Source organism: uncultured Aurantimicrobium sp. (assembly GCF_936931525.1).
In the GTDB taxonomy this organism is placed as follows: domain Bacteria; phylum Actinomycetota; class Actinomycetes; order Actinomycetales; family Microbacteriaceae; genus Aurantimicrobium.
Genome location: NZ_CAKZII010000117.1, coordinates 1 through 16,456, shown reverse-complemented (window position 1 = coordinate 16,456; position 16,456 = coordinate 1). Strand labels below are relative to the sequence as shown.

General features: G+C 56.1%; 12 protein-coding genes and 2 tRNA genes. 11 read left to right on the top strand and 3 right to left on the bottom strand.

What is annotated here, in order from left to right; translation table 11 throughout:
• From Q0362_RS05410 to Q0362_RS05390, 5 genes are all read left to right on the top strand, one after another.
• On the top strand, positions 1-648 hold a 648-nt coding region (locus tag Q0362_RS05410), incomplete at its 5' end, for an HAD family hydrolase (protein WP_298120876.1).
• Between the two features lie 91 nt (positions 649-739).
• Positions 740-827: transfer RNA gene (locus Q0362_RS05405), tRNA-Ser, on the top strand.
• Between the two features lie 34 nt (positions 828-861).
• Complete coding sequence (locus tag Q0362_RS05400) at positions 862-2,202, top strand: LCP family protein (RefSeq protein WP_298120873.1); 1,341 nt, start codon at positions 862-864, stop codon at positions 2,200-2,202.
• A 69-nt stretch (positions 2,203-2,271) separates the two neighbouring features.
• A tRNA-Ser gene (locus Q0362_RS05395) sits at positions 2,272-2,363 on the top strand.
• A gap of 687 nt (positions 2,364-3,050) precedes the next feature.
• Positions 3,051-4,895, top strand: a complete 1,845-nt coding sequence (locus tag Q0362_RS05390) for a DEAD/DEAH box helicase (RefSeq protein ID WP_298120871.1) — start codon at positions 3,051-3,053, stop codon at positions 4,893-4,895.
• Between the two features lie 61 nt (positions 4,896-4,956).
• Here Q0362_RS05390 and Q0362_RS05385 read toward each other — a convergent pair whose 3' ends face one another.
• A complete protein-coding gene (locus tag Q0362_RS05385) occupies positions 4,957-5,871 on the bottom strand; it encodes an EamA family transporter (RefSeq protein WP_298120869.1) in 915 nt (304 codons plus the stop codon).
• Between the two features lie 166 nt (positions 5,872-6,037).
• Here Q0362_RS05385 and Q0362_RS05380 point away from each other — a divergent pair, with 166 nt between their 5' ends.
• Positions 6,038-8,059 carry an acyl-CoA dehydrogenase gene (locus Q0362_RS05380; RefSeq protein WP_298120866.1) on the top strand — a complete coding sequence of 674 codons (2,022 nt, stop codon included), beginning with the start codon at positions 6,038-6,040 and terminating at the stop codon, positions 8,057-8,059.
• A 73-nt stretch (positions 8,060-8,132) separates the two neighbouring features.
• On the opposite strand, the gene Q0362_RS05375 is transcribed toward Q0362_RS05380, so the two are convergent.
• Both Q0362_RS05375 and Q0362_RS05370 read right to left on the bottom strand, forming a co-directional pair.
• Positions 8,133-9,746, bottom strand: coding sequence for an MFS transporter (locus tag Q0362_RS05375; RefSeq protein WP_298120863.1), 1,614 nt, complete (start codon positions 9,744-9,746; stop codon positions 8,133-8,135).
• Between the two features lie 73 nt (positions 9,747-9,819).
• On the bottom strand, positions 9,820-10,035 hold the full coding sequence (locus Q0362_RS05370; protein ID WP_298120860.1) for a DUF5652 family protein: 216 nt from the start codon (positions 10,033-10,035) through the stop codon (positions 9,820-9,822).
• 60 nt (positions 10,036-10,095) lie between these two features.
• On the opposite strand from Q0362_RS05370, the gene Q0362_RS05365 reads away from it, so the two are divergent.
• The 5 genes from Q0362_RS05365 to Q0362_RS05345 form a co-directional block, all read left to right on the top strand.
• The gene (locus Q0362_RS05365) at positions 10,096-10,746 is read left to right on the top strand and encodes a Pr6Pr family membrane protein (RefSeq protein ID WP_298120857.1); all 651 of its coding nucleotides are present in this window, start codon (positions 10,096-10,098) and stop codon (positions 10,744-10,746) included.
• A 42-nt stretch (positions 10,747-10,788) separates the two neighbouring features.
• Positions 10,789-11,721: a polyphosphate kinase 2 gene (ppk2, locus tag Q0362_RS05360; RefSeq protein ID WP_298120853.1), complete on the top strand. Its 933-nt coding sequence runs from the start codon at positions 10,789-10,791 to the stop codon at positions 11,719-11,721.
• Positions 11,722-11,735: 14 nt separating this feature from the next.
• Positions 11,736-12,452 carry a dienelactone hydrolase family protein gene (locus tag Q0362_RS05355; protein WP_298120851.1) on the top strand — a complete coding sequence of 239 codons (717 nt, stop codon included), beginning with the start codon at positions 11,736-11,738 and terminating at the stop codon, positions 12,450-12,452.
• Positions 12,453-12,479: 27 nt separating this feature from the next.
• Positions 12,480-16,028 (top strand): methionine synthase, encoded by a 3,549-nt coding sequence (gene metH, locus Q0362_RS05350; protein WP_298120879.1) that lies wholly within the window; start codon positions 12,480-12,482, stop codon positions 16,026-16,028.
• Positions 16,029-16,051: 23 nt separating this feature from the next.
• Positions 16,052-16,456 (top strand): alpha/beta fold hydrolase (locus Q0362_RS05345; protein ID WP_298120849.1); only part of this gene is annotated, 405 nt, incomplete at its 3' end.

Genomic DNA, 16,456 nt, shown 5'->3' with positions numbered 1-16,456 from the left:
CCCGTCCTGCGCCAACTCAATATCTGGCCAGAGTATGTCGTGTGCTCGAACGGCGCCATGTTGCTCAAGCGTGATCCACTCGCTGATGACGGTTATGTGAAGCACTACATTGAAACCTTTAATCCAGAAAAGGTTCTCAAGCTGATCAAGGGCCACCTTCCTGACGGCAAGTATGCCGTTGAAGATGAGCATGGCAACTACTACTTCACTGAGCCATTGCCTGGCGTGGACCCCACCCTCATGGCACACCAAGTTGACTTTGATGGTCTGCTCAATTTGCAAGCAACTCGCGTTGTGGTGGTCTCGCCAGATCACGACACCGAGGACTTCCTGCAGGTCGTTGAGCGCATCGGCCTCAAGCAGGTTAGCTATTCCATCGGCTGGGCCGCCTGGCTCGATATTGCTCCTGAGGGCGTGAGTAAAGCTTCTGCATTGGAGAAGGTGCGCGAAGCTCTGGGTTTCCCCCGTTCTCGTATCTTTGCTGCCGGTGACGGCAACAATGACATCCAAATGATTGAGTGGGCAGCTGAGCTCGGCCGAGGAGTTGCCATGGGCAACGCAGAGCCTGAAATCAAGGAAGTTGCCAACGAAGTCTGCGGAAATGTGCAGGATCTGGGCCTGCTTGAAGCCCTGAATAAGCTGCCTTAACCCACTAACAGGGCTCTCACAGGATGCTCTGAAACGCTTATCTGAGCAGTTCGGGTAGACTCATCAAGTTGTTTTCTTTGGAAGACAACAAGGAGGGCTGTCCGAGCGGCCGATGGAGCTGGTCTTGAAAACCAGTGTGCAGCAATGCATCGTGGGTTCGAATCCCACGCCCTCCGCCACATAGATTCATTTCCGCCGATGTCAGGGGAGCAGATGAGCGAAGAAAAGGCTTCACGCCAACGCCGCATTCGCTCTGCTCGTGCTGCCATTCGTCACGGTCGCGTTGCTCCGGTTAAAGGATCACGCACAGTACTTGGTTTCATTGCTGCAGGACTTTCTGTCGTCCTGGTCGCAACCTTGTCTATTGCCGGCATTGCATTCTGGGACATCACCCGCAGTGCCAATGCTGGTGTGGCACTGGCTAATGATCAAAAGATTCCTGACATAGGGGCCATCGAAGGTGGTGTGAACTTCCTTCTGGTTGGCAGTGACTCTCGTGAGGGCACCGACGCCAACGTGTTCGACGCGGACCCAGGCAGCACGCTCAACGACGTCAACATCTTGCTCCACATCTCTGCGGACCACACCAACGCAACCGTGGTCTCTATTCCTCGTGACCTTGTTGTTCACTACCCCGAGTGCCCTGACGCTGATGGCGATGGCTACAGCGGCGGTGGCTGGACCGGCCCCATTAACGGCTCGCTCAACGAGGGTGGTCTTCCCTGTGTTGTTCTCACCGTTGAAGAACTCACCGGCCTGAGTATTCCTTTTGCGGCGATGATTCAGTTCAACGGCGTCATCGAAATGGCTAACGCCGTCGGTGGTGTCGAGGTCTGTGTTGCTGAGCCCATCGAGGACGAATACACCCAGACCTTCCTTGACGCTGGAATGCACACCCTGTCCGGCCTCCAGGCTCTTCAGTTCCTCCGCACCCGCCACGGCGTGGGTGACGGTAGTGACTTGGGCCGCATTAGCAACCAGCAAGTCTTCTTGTCTTCTCTGGTGCGCAAGCTGAAGAGCGCCCAGACTCTGACCAACCCGGTTGCGCTCTTTGGTCTTGCGAAAGCAGCAATCTCGAACATGACCTTGTCGAACAGCTTGAACAGCCTCGACACCATGGTCTCGATCGCGATGGCTCTCAAGGACATCCCACTCGAGAACATCGTCTTTGTTCAATACCCTGGTTCAACCGGTGGTGAAGGTGTTTACTCAGGCAAGGTTCAGCCCAACCAGGCTGAAGCAGACGCACTTTTTGCTGCAATCCTGGCTGACCAGCCCGTGGGCCTCTCCGGAACAACTGGAAACGGTTCTGTTGCAGATCCCGAAGCAGAAGCAAAGGCTGCTGCCGCTGCTGAAGCAGCAGCTAAAGCTGCGGCCAAAGCAGCCAAGGCTTCACCGAGTCCTTCTGCTTCCTCTTCGTCGAGCGCAACAGCAGCCCCTTCCGCGGCCGCAACCACTCCAGCCCCGGAGGTTGCAGTTCTTCCTGACACCGTGAACGGTCAAACCGCAGGTCAATACACCTGCTCTGCAGGCCGCACCCTCGACCAGCAATAAGACTTCGATTATTCCCGGCGAAATCCTCCGGGTATGATTGCTGAGGTACTTCTGCTTGCAGAAATACATGGAGACGTCGCATAGTTCGGCCTAGTGCACCACCCTGCTAAGGTGGAGTCCTCGTAAGGGGACCGCGGGTTCAAATCCCGCCGTCTCCGCCACTTACTTTCAAACCCCGGCAAGCTTAAGCTAGCTGGGGTTTTTTCATAGAAAAGGGAGGGCAACCATGAGCGAGCATCACAGGATTGCCGATTTCATCACTCAGGATGTTCTCGAAGAGTTGTCACTTCCATCTAATTTGAATTACGGGAACGCGATTTTTCTCAGCGGTGGGGTGCAATTCATCGAACGAGGTGACCTACGTTGTGAAGCTTGGGTTGGAGGCAAGCTAACGGAACTATCCTCGAGCTTGACCCAGCGAAGACGAACCACCTTGTTTATCGACGTTGACGAACGCCTTGCTTGGCGGTGCACATGCAACAGTAAAAAAAGCCAGATTTTTTGTAAGCACTGCGTCGCTCTTTCTCTCGCTCTCCTGGAAGTACCCCTCAATCTTTGAGAGTTGTACACCCTTTGTTTTTCAATAATTCCCGGTGAATAGCGCCCGTAAAGGGAGCACAACCTTAAACTTTTTCTTGAACCTTTGTGACATCTCCCGTATAGTCAAGAGGTCGGCTCTTGACACTGCACAGTGGTGCAGATGGGTTTGTAAGTCAGGTGGGCCGGTTCCCCAACAATTCTGTTGGTGATAGTCACTCAATGTGAATCGGTCCCGGCCAAAGACTGCCCGGGTTCTTTCCAGCGCGTTTGTGCGCTGTTTTGCTTTGAATCCAACCCAGGGAAATGTCATGCCTAAGAACAAGAAACCAGCCGGCGGTCGTCCGGCTAAGAACTTTGAACCACGCTACGGCGCGAAGAAGACCGGCGGTCCTTCCGCAGGTTCTCGCAGCCCCGGCCACCGCGGATTCCGCGCAGAGTCCACTGAGGCTCCAGCCAAGAACCGTTGGAATAACGAAGACCGCGACGCACGTCGTGGCGCACCAGCAGGAGAGCGTCCCGCATACGGTGACCGCGCTCCTCGCGGTGACCGCTCTGAGCGTCCCGCATATGGAGATCGCGCTCCTCGCGGCGATCGTCCTTCTTACGGTGACCGTAATGAACGTCCTGCGTACAACCGTGGCGAGCGTTCCGAACGCCCAGCCTTCAACCGCGGTGAGCGCTCCGAGCGTCCTTCCTACGGTGACCGTAACGAGCGTCCCGCCTACAACCGTGGTGAGCGTTCTGAGCGCCCAGCTTTCGGTGATCGTGCTCCTCGCGGAGACCGCCCATCGTATGGTGACCGTAACGACCGTCCTGCACGTAACTTCGGCGGAGACCGTCCCCGTTACAACAAGGACGAAGCTCCTCGTCGTTCCGCATCTGACTTCTACCCTGCAAAGGACGAGAAGGCACGCTTCACTCCTGAAGAGGACGTCGTACTCGAGCGTCTCGAAGCACAGGCAACCACTGCTGCTGATGTCGATGGCGTGAGCTTTGCTGACCTCGGTCTGGGTGACAACATCTGCCGCCAGCTCGCATCGATGGGTGCAGCAGCACCTTTCGCTATCCAGGCTGCAACTATCCCTGACGTTCTTGCTGGCAAGGATGTTCTCGGCCGCGGAAAGACCGGATCGGGCAAGACCATTGCCTTCGGTTCACCTGTTGTTGAGCGCCTGATGGAGAACAACGGTGGCAAGGACCGCAAGCAGGGCCGTGCACCTCGCGCCCTGATCATGGCTCCTACCCGTGAGCTCGCTATGCAGATTGACCGCACCGTGCAGCCCATCGCTCGCTCGGTTGGTCTCTTCACCACCACCATCTTCGGTGGTGTTCCTCAGCACAAGCAGGTCATGAGCCTGCGCCGTGGTGTGGACATCATCATCGCGACTCCTGGTCGCCTGGAAGACCTCGTCGAGCAGGGTCACATTGACCTCAGAAACATCACCATCACGGTGCTGGACGAGGCTGACCACATGTGCGACTTGGGCTTCCTCGAGCCCGTGCAGCGCATCCTGCGCGCCACCAAGGCTGACGGACAGCGTCTGCTGTTCTCGGCAACCTTGGACAAGGGCGTTGCTGCGATCGTGAAGGAATTCCTCAAGGATCCTGCTGTGCACGAAGTTGCTGGTGAAGACCAGGCTTCCTCGACCATTGACCACCGCGTCTTGGTTGTAGAGCACCGCGACAAGCCCATGGTGATCGAGCAGCTTGCTTCTCGTGAAGGAAAGACTCTGATCTTTGCTCGTACCCGCGCTTATGCTGAGCAGCTTGCTGACCAGCTGGAGGATGCAGGTATTCCTGCAACCAGCCTGCACGGTGATCTCAACCAGTCGCGTCGTACACGTAACCTTCAGCTGCTCACCAGTGGCCGCGTGAACGTGCTCGTTGCAACTGACGTTGCAGCTCGCGGTATTCACGTGGATGACATTGACCTGGTTATTCAGGCCGATGCTCCTGATGAGTACAAGACCTACATGCACCGCTCCGGTCGTACCGGTCGTGCGGGAAAGCAGGGAACGGTTGTTACCATCATTCCTCGCACCCGTCAGCGTCGTATGAATGAACTCTTGGGCCGCGCAGAAATCTCTGCTGAGATGATTCCTGCTCAGCCAGGAGACGAGCTGCTCGACCAGCTCGCTTCATCGGCTGTCTAAGTCTGAACATAAGAAGAGCCGCACTCCTTCGGGGGTGCGGCTCTTTTCTGTTAAGGGGTCGTTAGCTCACGGCAAGAAGTCCGGCTGCGGCGAGGGCCAGCACCATTCCGAACAGTTGCAGTTTGGTGATCTTCTCGCGCAGGATGACTGCCGCCAAGATGATGGTTCCTGCCGGATACATCGCAGTGAGTACCGACATGACACTGAGGTTTCCCGACTGGATGCCAAGCAACAGAAGTGCGTTACCGAGCGAGTCGAGTACCCCGCCGGCGAGGGCAAACTTAATTCCGGTCTTGTAATCGAGGGCTCCAGCATCACCCACGACAAGATCAGCTCGAGGCTTACCGTCTCGTCCGAGGTAGCCGCGCTTGTGGGCCCAGCGAATCAGGGCCATGCCACCGACAACGCTGAACATGATGGAGATGTTGACGAAGCGGTTGAACACCAAAGGGTAGACGCCGGCGTCGACGGGAACTTGGTCCATCACGATAAGGAACAAGCCAATGAAGATGCCGGAGACAGAGGCGAAAACGATCCCTCGGAGATTGGGCTTGATGGCTTCTTTTTCAGGCGTAAAGGCGACCAGAACAATGGCTATGGCACCTATACCCAAGGCGAGGTAGCCAAACCATTGCAGTGACTCGTGGGAAATAAAGATGGCCCAGAGCACAGGGAAGATTGCGGAAATTAATGCGCCCAGGGGAGAGAGGATGCTCATGGGACCAATTGCGAGTGCTGCATACAGCAGCAAGATGGCGAGTGCTCCACACACACCAGAAATCAAACCCCACATGATGGTATCTGGAGTGACTGTTCCCGGGATGATGAAGGTCAACCCGAACAGAACGAAGAGTCCTACCACCGCCGCAACACCTGTTGCCAGGAATGCGCCCATTCGCTTGGAGGCCATTCCGCCCAAGAAGTCGCCGCTGCCGAAGACGAGGGCGCCGGAGAGTCCGAAGATGACGGTGAGCATTGTTCCAGCCTAAGTGTTTCCTGTGAGTCTCGGTGCGGAAACAACAAACAAAACAGGGCTTGAGCCCTGTTGGTTGTAGAAGCTCCACACAGGTGTTGCTCAGCGAGTTGTGGTGGGGTGCAATAAGTCTGGAGTTGTAGATATTCACCTCGAAAGGTTCCACATCATGTCAGTCATCGACAAAATTGAGACAGAAAACGAGTCAGCGACCGTTGACCGTGCATTTCTGCAGCGATTTTTGCTCGGTAAATGGGCAGATATTCGCCTCGCTTCGCGCGAACTAGCCGGACGGCCCGAAATGCAGGGCATTCCCGGACTTTCCCGGGATGAACACCGCGCCCGGGCGTTGGAGCAATTGAAGCTTCTGGTGCAGAACGGTCAGGTCAACCTCTCATTTCCCGTTGAGTTTGGTGGAAAGGCTGATCATGGTGGAAACCTGGCAGCTTTCCAGGAGTTGGTCGTCGCCGACCCCTCCATGCAGATCAAGTCCGGTGTGCAGTGGGGCCTCTTTGCGGCAGCTATTTTGCACCTCGGCACAAAGACTCATCACGAACTGTGGCTACCTTCGGCCATCAGCCTCGAAACCCCAGGCGTCTACGCCATGACGGAAACCGGTCACGGCTCCGATGTGTCATCTATTGCCACCACGGCAACCTTTGATGTGGAGTCGCAGGACTGGGTGATTAACACTCCCTTCCGTGGAGCATGGAAGGACTACCTCGGCAACGCTGCTCTTCACGGCAAAGCAGCTGTTGTCTTTGCACAGCTGATTACGAAGGGTGTGAACCACGGTGTTCACGCAATCTATGTTCCTCTTCGCGATCACGACGGAAACTTCTTCCCCGGGATCGGTGGTGAAGATGACGGTCTCAAGGGAGGCTTGAACGGCATTGATAACGGCCGTCTTCATTTCACCAACGTTCGTGTTCCACGAACCAATCTGCTCAACCGCTACGGCGATGTCGCTGAAGACGGAACCTACACCTCGCCTATTGCTAGCCCAGGCCGTCGCTTCTTCACCATGCTCGGCACGCTGGTGCAGGGACGTGTTTCTCTCGACGGAGCTGCAGTCAATGCCTCCAAGCTCGCTCTGCAAATTGCCGTGACCTACGGCAACGAACGACGCCAGTTTGGCCAGGCAGGTCACGGCGAGACGGTGTTGATGGACTACCAACGCCACCAGCGTCGACTGATTCCTCTTATTGCCACGACCTATGCACAGGCCTTCTCGCAGGAAGTTCTTCTGGAGAAGTTCGATTCCGTGTTCAGCGGGGCAGATGACACTGACGAGAACCGTCAGGACCTCGAAACCCTCGCCGCAGCTTTGAAGCCTCTCTCCACCTGGCATGCCCTCAACACTCTGCAGGAAGCACGTGAAGCATGTGGGGGCCAGGGTTTCTTGGCGGAGAACAGACTGACTGCACTGCGTGCAGACCTGGACATCTATGTCACCTTCGAAGGTGACAACAATGTTCTTCTCCAGCTGGTAGCCAAGCGTTTGCTGACTGACTACAGCCGCAAGTTCAAGGATGCCGACACCGGCACCCTTGCTCGCCTCGTCATGGAGCAGGTAACTGAGCGTGCTGTGACGGGTTCGGGCCTTCGTCGACTCGGACAAAACGTTCACGACCGTGGTTCAACAGCACGTGCCGTCAATGAACTGCGTGATCCTGAGGTTCAGCACGAACTACTCACCGATCGCGTCGAGACCATGATTGCGGAAATAGCACTCGACCTTCGCGATGCGAAGAAGAGCGGGACAGAAGCAGACGTGTTCAACGAGAAGCAGAGTCAACTCATTGAGGCAGCGACTGCTCACGGCCAGCTGCTTCAATGGGAAGCCTTCACTGAGGCCCTCGCACGAATCGAAGATGAGGGAACCAAGCAAGTGTTGACCTGGGTTCGTGACCTCTTCGGTCTCCACGTCATTGAGCAGAACCTTGCCTGGTATTTGATCAAGGGACGCCTGTCAGCACAGCGTGCGGAGGCCGTTACTGCCTACGTTGATCGCCTCATCACTCGCTTGCGCACACACGCTCAAGATCTGGTTGATGCGTTTGGATATGGTCCCGAACACCTCCGCGCTGAGATTGCCACGGGCATTGAAGGCATTCGCCAAGAAGAAGCACGCCACTATTTTGAAAAGCTTGCCGCCAGCGGTCAAGCGCCCGTTCCAGAAAAGCATTAGACACACCTCGCCTCCAAGCACGAGAGAGCCGGCCCCCAATTGGGAGCCGGCTCTCTCGGTTGAGTGAAGTTACTTAGATGACGTGAGCGTCTCCGCCTTCGTGGAGCTTCTCAACTTCTTCCTTACGGGTTGCCCCGAGTGAAAGAGTGGCGAGGAAACCCAAGCCGAGGAAACCAGCGGCTGCGAAAGCGCCGTAGCGAGTTCCATCAGAGATGGCTACCTTGGCAGCAGTTGCGATGGGCTGGGTCGCGGGGTTCTGTTCGAGTCCGATAATCGCACCACCAGCGCTGTCGACGACAGAGTCCACAATCTGAGTGACCTGTGCTGCAGGCAGCTTCTCATCGGTGAGCTTCTGGGTGAGTTCAACCTGGACGGAGGTGAACAGGATTGTTCCCAGCACAGCGATACCAAGTGCCGATCCAAGCTGACGAGCGGTGCTCTGCGTTCCAGATGCCTGACCAGATTCTTGAACAGGAACATCCTTGAGTACGACGTTGGTCAGCTGCGCGGTTGCGAGACCCACACCCATTCCATAGACGAAGAGCCACGGAACAATGTTGATCCAAGTTGCTTCAGGGCTGACAGCAAAACCAATACCTGCAACACCAACGATTTCAAGCAAGATGCCGAGGCGAACCATGGTCACCGGAGAGACCTTGCCGGAGAGGCCACCGGCCAGACCAGAGGCAACGAATGCGCCACCAGCGAGGCCCAGCAGAACGAAACCGGTCTGGAGAGCGTCATAACCAATAACGAACTGCAGCCACAGCGGAAGCGACAAGATGATGCCGAACTCACCGAGTGAGATGACCATGGCAGCGATGTTTCCGTTACGGAATGAAGCAATGCCGAACAGGTTGAACGAAAGCAGTGCGGACTTACCTGCCTTGATTCGCGACGCACCATGGGTAATGAAGAGTGTGGTTGCCAGCACAAACACCAAGAACATCACAGGGATGATCGAGATGCTTCCAGGCCAGGTCCAGTCGCCCACGGTGAAGGGCTTGTTAACTTCCCACCAGCCATAGGTGCGACCTTCGATGAGACCGAAGACCAGGGTCGACATTGCGATGACTGAGTAAACCGCGCCCATCCAGTCGATGCGTCCTGTGTTTCCGTCTTCCTTAGATTCAGGAACGGTAAGGAGTGCACCAATGATGATGATGATGCCAAGGGGGATGTTGATGCCGAAAGCCCAGCGCCATGAGTAGTCCGTGGTGAGCCAGCCACCGAGGAGGGGACCAACGGCCACCATTCCACCAATGGTCGAACCCCAGACGGCGAACGCGATGCCGCGCTCTTTGCCCTGGAAGTTGGCATTCACGAGAGACAAGGTGGTGGGCAGAACCATTGCGCCACCGAAGCCCTGAAGCACGCGTGCTGCGATGAGCAGGTTGCCATCTTCGGAGAATCCTGCGATTACCGAAGAGATGACGAAGATTGTCATACCGATAATGAGCAGGCGGCGACGGCCGAAGCGGTCAGACAGTGCACCGAAAACGAGGATCAGCGCAGCAAAGACGAGAGTGTAAGACTCCTGGACCCACTGCACCTGGGTGCTGGTGATTCCGAGGTCTTCAATGATTGAAGGAATCGACACATTGATAATGGTCGAGTCGACGATGATGAGCGAGACAGCAAGGCTGATAAACAGCAGGCCGAACCAGCGTGTGCGTGGAGAAGTCATTGTTTCAATCTACTCTCGACAGCACGAAAGACCGTGGCATGAAGACACTTCTCCACGCCACGTCAGAGGAGGGCTAGTCCTTCTTGCGCTTGCTGAAAATGAAGAGGTAGAGGATCTCGAGGATGCCTGCGGTGTTCAGAATGAACAGCACCACGAACCAGGGAACCGACTTCAACGAGCCAGCACGGTAGAGGGCTAGACCCTTCCAAATTGCGCTCCACAGCACGAGTGCAAAGATGAGCCCGAATACTCCTGGCTGTTCAGCGAGAAGACCTTGATCTGTGTTCATGACTTAATTGTATGAATTAAACCCTGTTAGCGAGCTGAATGAGGTGCTAACGTCATGCTCGTGAGCACAACGTCGCGCAAAATTACTGCCCTTGTCCGCTGGGGAATTTCTGCGTGGGTACTCGCAGCAATCGTGACCCAAATCTGGTCCGAAGTGGCCAACGATGCCTTCTATCCAGAGAAGTACTTCAGCTACTTCACTATCCAGTCCAGTCTGATCAACATCGTCGCCTTTGCCGTGGGCGGGTACTTGGCGTGGACCACGGTTCGTGACAGCAGACTGTTCACGATTGTTCGGGTTTCTGTTTTCTCTTATGCCATCGTGACGGGCGTTGTCTATAACGTGCTGCTGCGCAACATCCCTTCCGAAGGCTATGAACCACCCGCCTGGTGTAACGAGAGCACCCATGTGTGGGTTCCTGTTGTGATTGTGCTCGAGTGGCTTTTTGCTTCGGGCCGCATGTCTTTGCGTATCCGCGCTATGTGGTGGGCACTGCTGTATCCCTTGGCATGGGTTGGCTTCACGGTAATCAGAGGAATGATTACAGGATGGTGGCCATACCCCTTCCTCGAGCCTGACGGCCCCAATGGTGTCGGCGGCGTCGTTGCTTACATTCTGGGTATCGCCACCTTCATGTCAATCAATGCCTTTATTGCGCTGGCCATTGCCCGGGTGTGGGCCAAAATACGTAAGCAACCCTTGCACCCCTAATCGGGTTACCAACTGTTTACCCACGAGACATAGGCTGAAAACATGAGCCCCAATAGCGATGGCACCATGGACACCGCAGAGATTCTCAAGGCCGGCTTCACTGCCGAGGATCTCCTTGACGACGATGCCCCCACGACCCTCGCCGAGGATGATGCCTGGCGTCAGGGATTCCCCTATTCCACCAAGTTGACCCGCAAAGAGTATGACCACCGCAAGCACGTATTGCAGGTGGAGCTACTCAAGCTCCAGGTCTGGATTAAGGAAACTGGCCAGCGCGTCATCATTGTCTTTGAGGGCCGCGATGCCGCCGGCAAGGGTGGAACAATCAAGCGTTTCATGGAACACATGAACCCTCGTGGCGCGAGAGTTGTGGCTTTGGAAAAGCCCACCGAGCGCGAACGCAGCCAATGGTATTTCCAGCGTTACGTAGAACACCTGCCCGCTGCCGGGGAACTCGTTATGTTCGACCGCTCTTGGTATAACCGTGCTGGTGTTGAACATGTCATGGGTTACTGCACTGATGAGCAGTATGACGAGTTCATTCGCTCCGCCCCTGAGTTCGAGCGGATGTTGGCTCAGTCGGGCATCAAGATTTTCAAGTTCTGGTTCTCAGTCGGAGAAGCGGAGCAGCGCCGTCGCTTCCTTGAGCGTCGCACAGACCCTGTCAAGCGCTGGAAGCTTTCCCCCACAGACCTCGCGTCCTTGGACAAGTGGGATGAATACACCGAAGCCAAAGAAGCAATGTTCCAGGCAACTGACACAGACGTTGCTCCATGGACTGTGGTGAAGTCGAATGATAAGAAGCGAGCACGACTTGAAGCCATGAAATGGGTGCTCAATGCTTTCGATTACGACGGCAAAGACGCCAGCGTGATTGGCCCGAACGACTCACTCGTTATCGGCAGTCCCGATGAGGTCTATGACCAAGGTGAGACGCCCACCACCGCTATCCCTGTGGTCAAGAAACTGCGCTAGTTATGCTGCATGACGTGGAGCTGAAAGAAATCAGTATCCCGCTCGAGGGTGACGATGAGCTTCGCGGTGTGCTGGCAGTTCCTTCGGGGAAAGGTCCCTTCCCTGCTGTCGTGATGGTTCACGAGGTCTTCGGAATCGATGAGTCGATGCGCTCGCAGATTACCCGGATGGCGAGCGCTGGCTATCTCGTGCTGATGCCCGATCTCTATAGCCGTGGCGGCATGCGTAAATGTCTCAAGGCAACCTTCCGTGCCCTGGTTGATGGAACCGGACAGGCCTACCGTGATGTGGAGGCAGCCAAGCAGCTGTTGCTCTCCCGCCCCGATTGCACAGGCAAGGTGGGTGTCGTCGGCTTCTGCATGGGCGGCGGCTTTGCGCTGCAACTTGTGAGCAAAGGCTATGACGCTGCTGCTGTGAACTACGGTCAACCAGCAAAAGATTTAGATGCTCAATTGGTGGGATCCTGCCCTATTGTTGCCAGCTTTGGTGGCAAGGATTTATCCCTCAAGGGCGCTGGCCCCAAACTCGAGGCTGCGTTATCTCAGGCAGGTATTCCTCATGATGTGAAGGTGTATCCGGAAGCATCCCACGCGTTTATGAACCCCACGCAAGCAGGGCCTAAGGCGCTGCGTCCGCTGATGAACACTGTTGTGGGGTTCAAGCCACGTCCCGTAGAGGCAGCCGATGCGTGGTCACGCATCGAGGCTTTCTTCGGCGAACATCTGGCGTGAACGGAACGGTAAACTTCAGAGGTGTCTATTCCTGTGATTCCGCCACGTTCCCAAGCACTTCTCACCGCACTCTCTGAGCGAGTCGTGATTGCAGATGGCGCCATGGGCACCATGCTTCAAGATCAAAACCCCAGCATGGAGGACTTCCAGCAGCTTGAGGGTTGTAATGAGATCCTCAACGTGAGCCGACCTGACATTGTGGCTTCAGTGCACGATGCATATTTTGACGCAGGCATTGACTGCGTCGAGACCAACACCTTCGGTGCGAACTGGTCCAACTTGGGTGACTACGGTATTGAAGATCGCATCACCGAGCTTGCTCAGGCTGGTGCTGAGATTGCTCGCGCGAGCGCAGAGAAGTTTGAAGCTCAAGATGGCCGCATGCGCTGGGTCTTGGGTTCAATGGGTCCCGGCACGAAACTTCCCAGCCTGGGCCACACCACGTATGCCAACCTCAAGGCGACTTTTGCTGAGCAGGCTGTTGGCCTGATCCGCGGTGGCGCAGATGCGTTCCTGATTGAGACATCTCAGGACCTGCTTCAGACCAAGTCCGCCGTTAATGGGTGCAAGCAAGCCATCGAAGAAGAGGGCATCAAGCTCCCCATTTTTGTCGAGGTAACCGTTGAGACCACCGGAACCATGTTGATGGGTTCGGAGATCGGCGCAGCACTGACCACCCTCGAGCCTCTGGGTATCGACATGATTGGCTTGAACTGTGCAACCGGTCCTGCCGAGATGAGCGAGCACCTGCGTCAGCTCTCCAAGTACTCGACCGTTCCCATCATGGTGATGCCCAACGCTGGTCTTCCGGAGCTCACCGCTGATGGTGCCCGCTACCCACTCGGACCCGAAGAGCTTGCTACCGCCCACGAACAGTTTGTGAAAGAGTTTGGCCTCTCACTCGTGGGTGGCTGCTGTGGCACAACCCCCGCTCACCTCAAGGCAGTTGTTGATCGTGTCGGCGGCATGAAGCTCACTCCCCGCAAGCCTGAACACGACGCTGGTGTGGCTAGCCTGTACCAGCACGTTCCGTTCACCCAAGACAATGCGTTCCTCGCTATCGGTGAGCGCACGAATGCCAACGGTTCCAGGGCTTTCCGCGAGGCGATGTTGGAAAGCCGTTGGGATGACTGTGTAGATATTGCACGTCAGCAGGTTCGTGACGGTGCTCACCTTCTCGACGTGTGTGTTGACTACGTCGGTCGCGATGGCACCGATGACGCCCGCGAAATCGTGTCACGATTCGCGAGTGCGTCCACATTGCCTCTAGTCATGGACTCCACTGAGCCTGCTGTGCTTCAAGCCGGCATGGAGCTCATCGGTGGTCGTCCGGTTATCAACTCAGTGAACTTCGAAGACGGCGATGGCCCCACCTCTCGATTTGGTCGCATCATGCCGTTGGTGAAAGAACATGGCGCTGCCGTCATCGCCCTCACCATTGATGAAGAAGGTCAGGCTCGCACCACCGCGGACAAGGTTCGCATCGCGAGCCGCTTGGTTGACACCCTGGTCGACGAGTGGGGAATGCGCGTCGACGACATCATCGTGGACGCCCTGACCTTCCCGATTGCCACCGGCCAGGAAGAAACCCGCCGCGACGCCATTGAGACCATTGAGGCTATTCGTCAGATCAATTCGAAATACCCTGGCATCCACACCACTCTGGGTGTTTCCAACGTCTCCTTCGGTCTGAACCCCGCTTCGCGTGCTGTGCTGAACTCGGTCTTCATCCACGAAGCAGTCGAGGCAGGCCTCGACTCGGCCATCGTGGACGCAGCCAAGATTGTTCCTTTGGCATCTATTCCAGAAGACCAGCGCAAGGTTGCCCTCGACTTGGTCTGGGACCGTCGTGAATACGATGCCGACGGCAACGTCACCTATGACCCACTCTCGACCATGTTGGACCTCTTCGATGGCGTGGACTCTGCCAGCCTCAAAGATGCCCGTGCAGCAGAACTCGCAGCACTTCCCGTGGGCGAGCGTCTTGAACGCCGCATCATTGACGGTGAAGGCAAGGGACTTGAAGAAGACCTCGACCTCGCCCGCGCGAATGGCGTAACCCCGCTTCAAATCATCAATGACCACCTGCTTGCAGGAATGAAGGTCGTGGGTGAGCGCTTTGGTAGCGGAGAAATGCAGCTGCCCTTCGTTCTTCAATCGGCAGAGGTGATGAAAACCGCTGTTGCACTCCTTGAACCTCACATGGAGAAGAGCGACGAAGCCGGCAAGGGAACGATTGTCCTGGCAACCGTCCGCGGTGACGTGCACGACATCGGCAAGAACCTGGTCGACATCATCCTGACCAACAACGGTTACGACGTCATCAACATCGGCATCAAGAAGACCATCAACGAGATCATTCAGGCCGCTGAAGAGAACAATGCTGATGTCATCGGCATGAGTGGTCTGCTGGTGAAGAGCACCGTGGTGATGAAAGAGAACCTCGAGGAACTCCAAAACCGCGGTTTGGGCACCAAGTGGCCCGTCATTCTCGGTGGAGCTGCCCTGACGCGCACCTTCGTCGAAGATGACCTCGCCTCAGTATTCAATGGCACCGTGCGCTACGCGCGCGATGCTTTTGAAGGTCTGGCACTGATGGAACCGCTTGTGGCTATTGCTCGTGGCGCAGATCCCGCATCTGTTGGCCTGCCTGCACTCAAGAAGCGCATCCACAAGAAGAGCCTGCTCGAAGTAACTGAGCCCGAGAACATGCCTGCCCGCTCTGATGTGGCTCTAGATAACCCAGTTCCCACCCCACCTTTCTGGGGAACACGTATCGTGAAGGGCATTGCGCTCGCCGATTACGCCGCATTCTTGGATGAACGTGCCACATTTATGGGCCAGTGGGGCCTGAAGCCCAGTCGTGCCGATGATGGTGCCAGTTACGAAGAGCTCGTGGAGACCGAGGGTCGCCCGCGTCTGCGGTCTTGGTTAGACAGAATTCAAACCGAGGGCCTTCTCGAAGCCGCAGTTGTATACGGGTATTTCCCGGCGGTCTCTGATGGAGATGACTTGGTAATCCTTCACCACGGGCCTGAAGGGGCTACTGACGGTGGTTCTGGCGGTGTTCCTGGAACTGAGCGCATGCGCTTTAAGTTCCCGCGCCAGGCGCGTGACCGCCACCTTTGCCTAAGTGATTTCGTGAAGTCGAAAGAGAGCGGCGAAATTGACGTCGTTCCATTCCAGTTGGTAACCATGGGAAACCGCATCTCAGAATTTGCCAATGAGCTCTACCAGGCGAATGACTACAGAAACTATCTAGAGATTCACGGACTTTCAGTGCAGCTAACCGAGGCACTCGCAGAGTTCTGGCATGCCCGCGTTCGCGAAGAGCTTGGATTCTCGTCTGAAGACCCGAGTGACATGGAAGGCCACTTCAAACTGGACTACCGCGGCGCTCGATACTCATTCGGCTACCCAGCTTGCCCAGATCTTGAAGACCGAGCCAAACTGGTCGAATTGCTGAAGCCTGAGGTAATCGGAGTCACGCTATCTGAAGAGCTTCAGCTTCACCCAGAGCAGTCAACCGATGCGATGGTTCTGCACCACCCAGAGGCAAAGTACTTCTCGGTCTAAACCGTCGAAAAGTGAGTGATTAATTGACTCTGGTATCCGAGAAACTTACGCAGGCGGCACGCATCCGTGGAATTCGCCATGAAATGCACGCAGCTGGCACGGTCACTCGCTATTGGCATTACCCAGCTGATCGTGTCGATGCACCAGCAGTAGTTTTCATCCATGGATACCGTGGAAATCACCGCGGACTCGAGGCAATTGCTGGGGCACTGGGGAACCTAAATATCTACATTCCTGATCTTCCTGGTTTTGGTGAAAGCACTCCGTTCTCTGGCGAACACACCATCGAGTTGTATTCGAAGTGGGTGGGCGAATTCATCAGCGGGCTGCGACTTGACTCGAAGCCACACCTACTTGGGCACAGTTTTGGCAGCATCGTGGTGGCTAGGCATGCCGCCGAAAGCGATGATTTTGAGATCGTCGGTCGC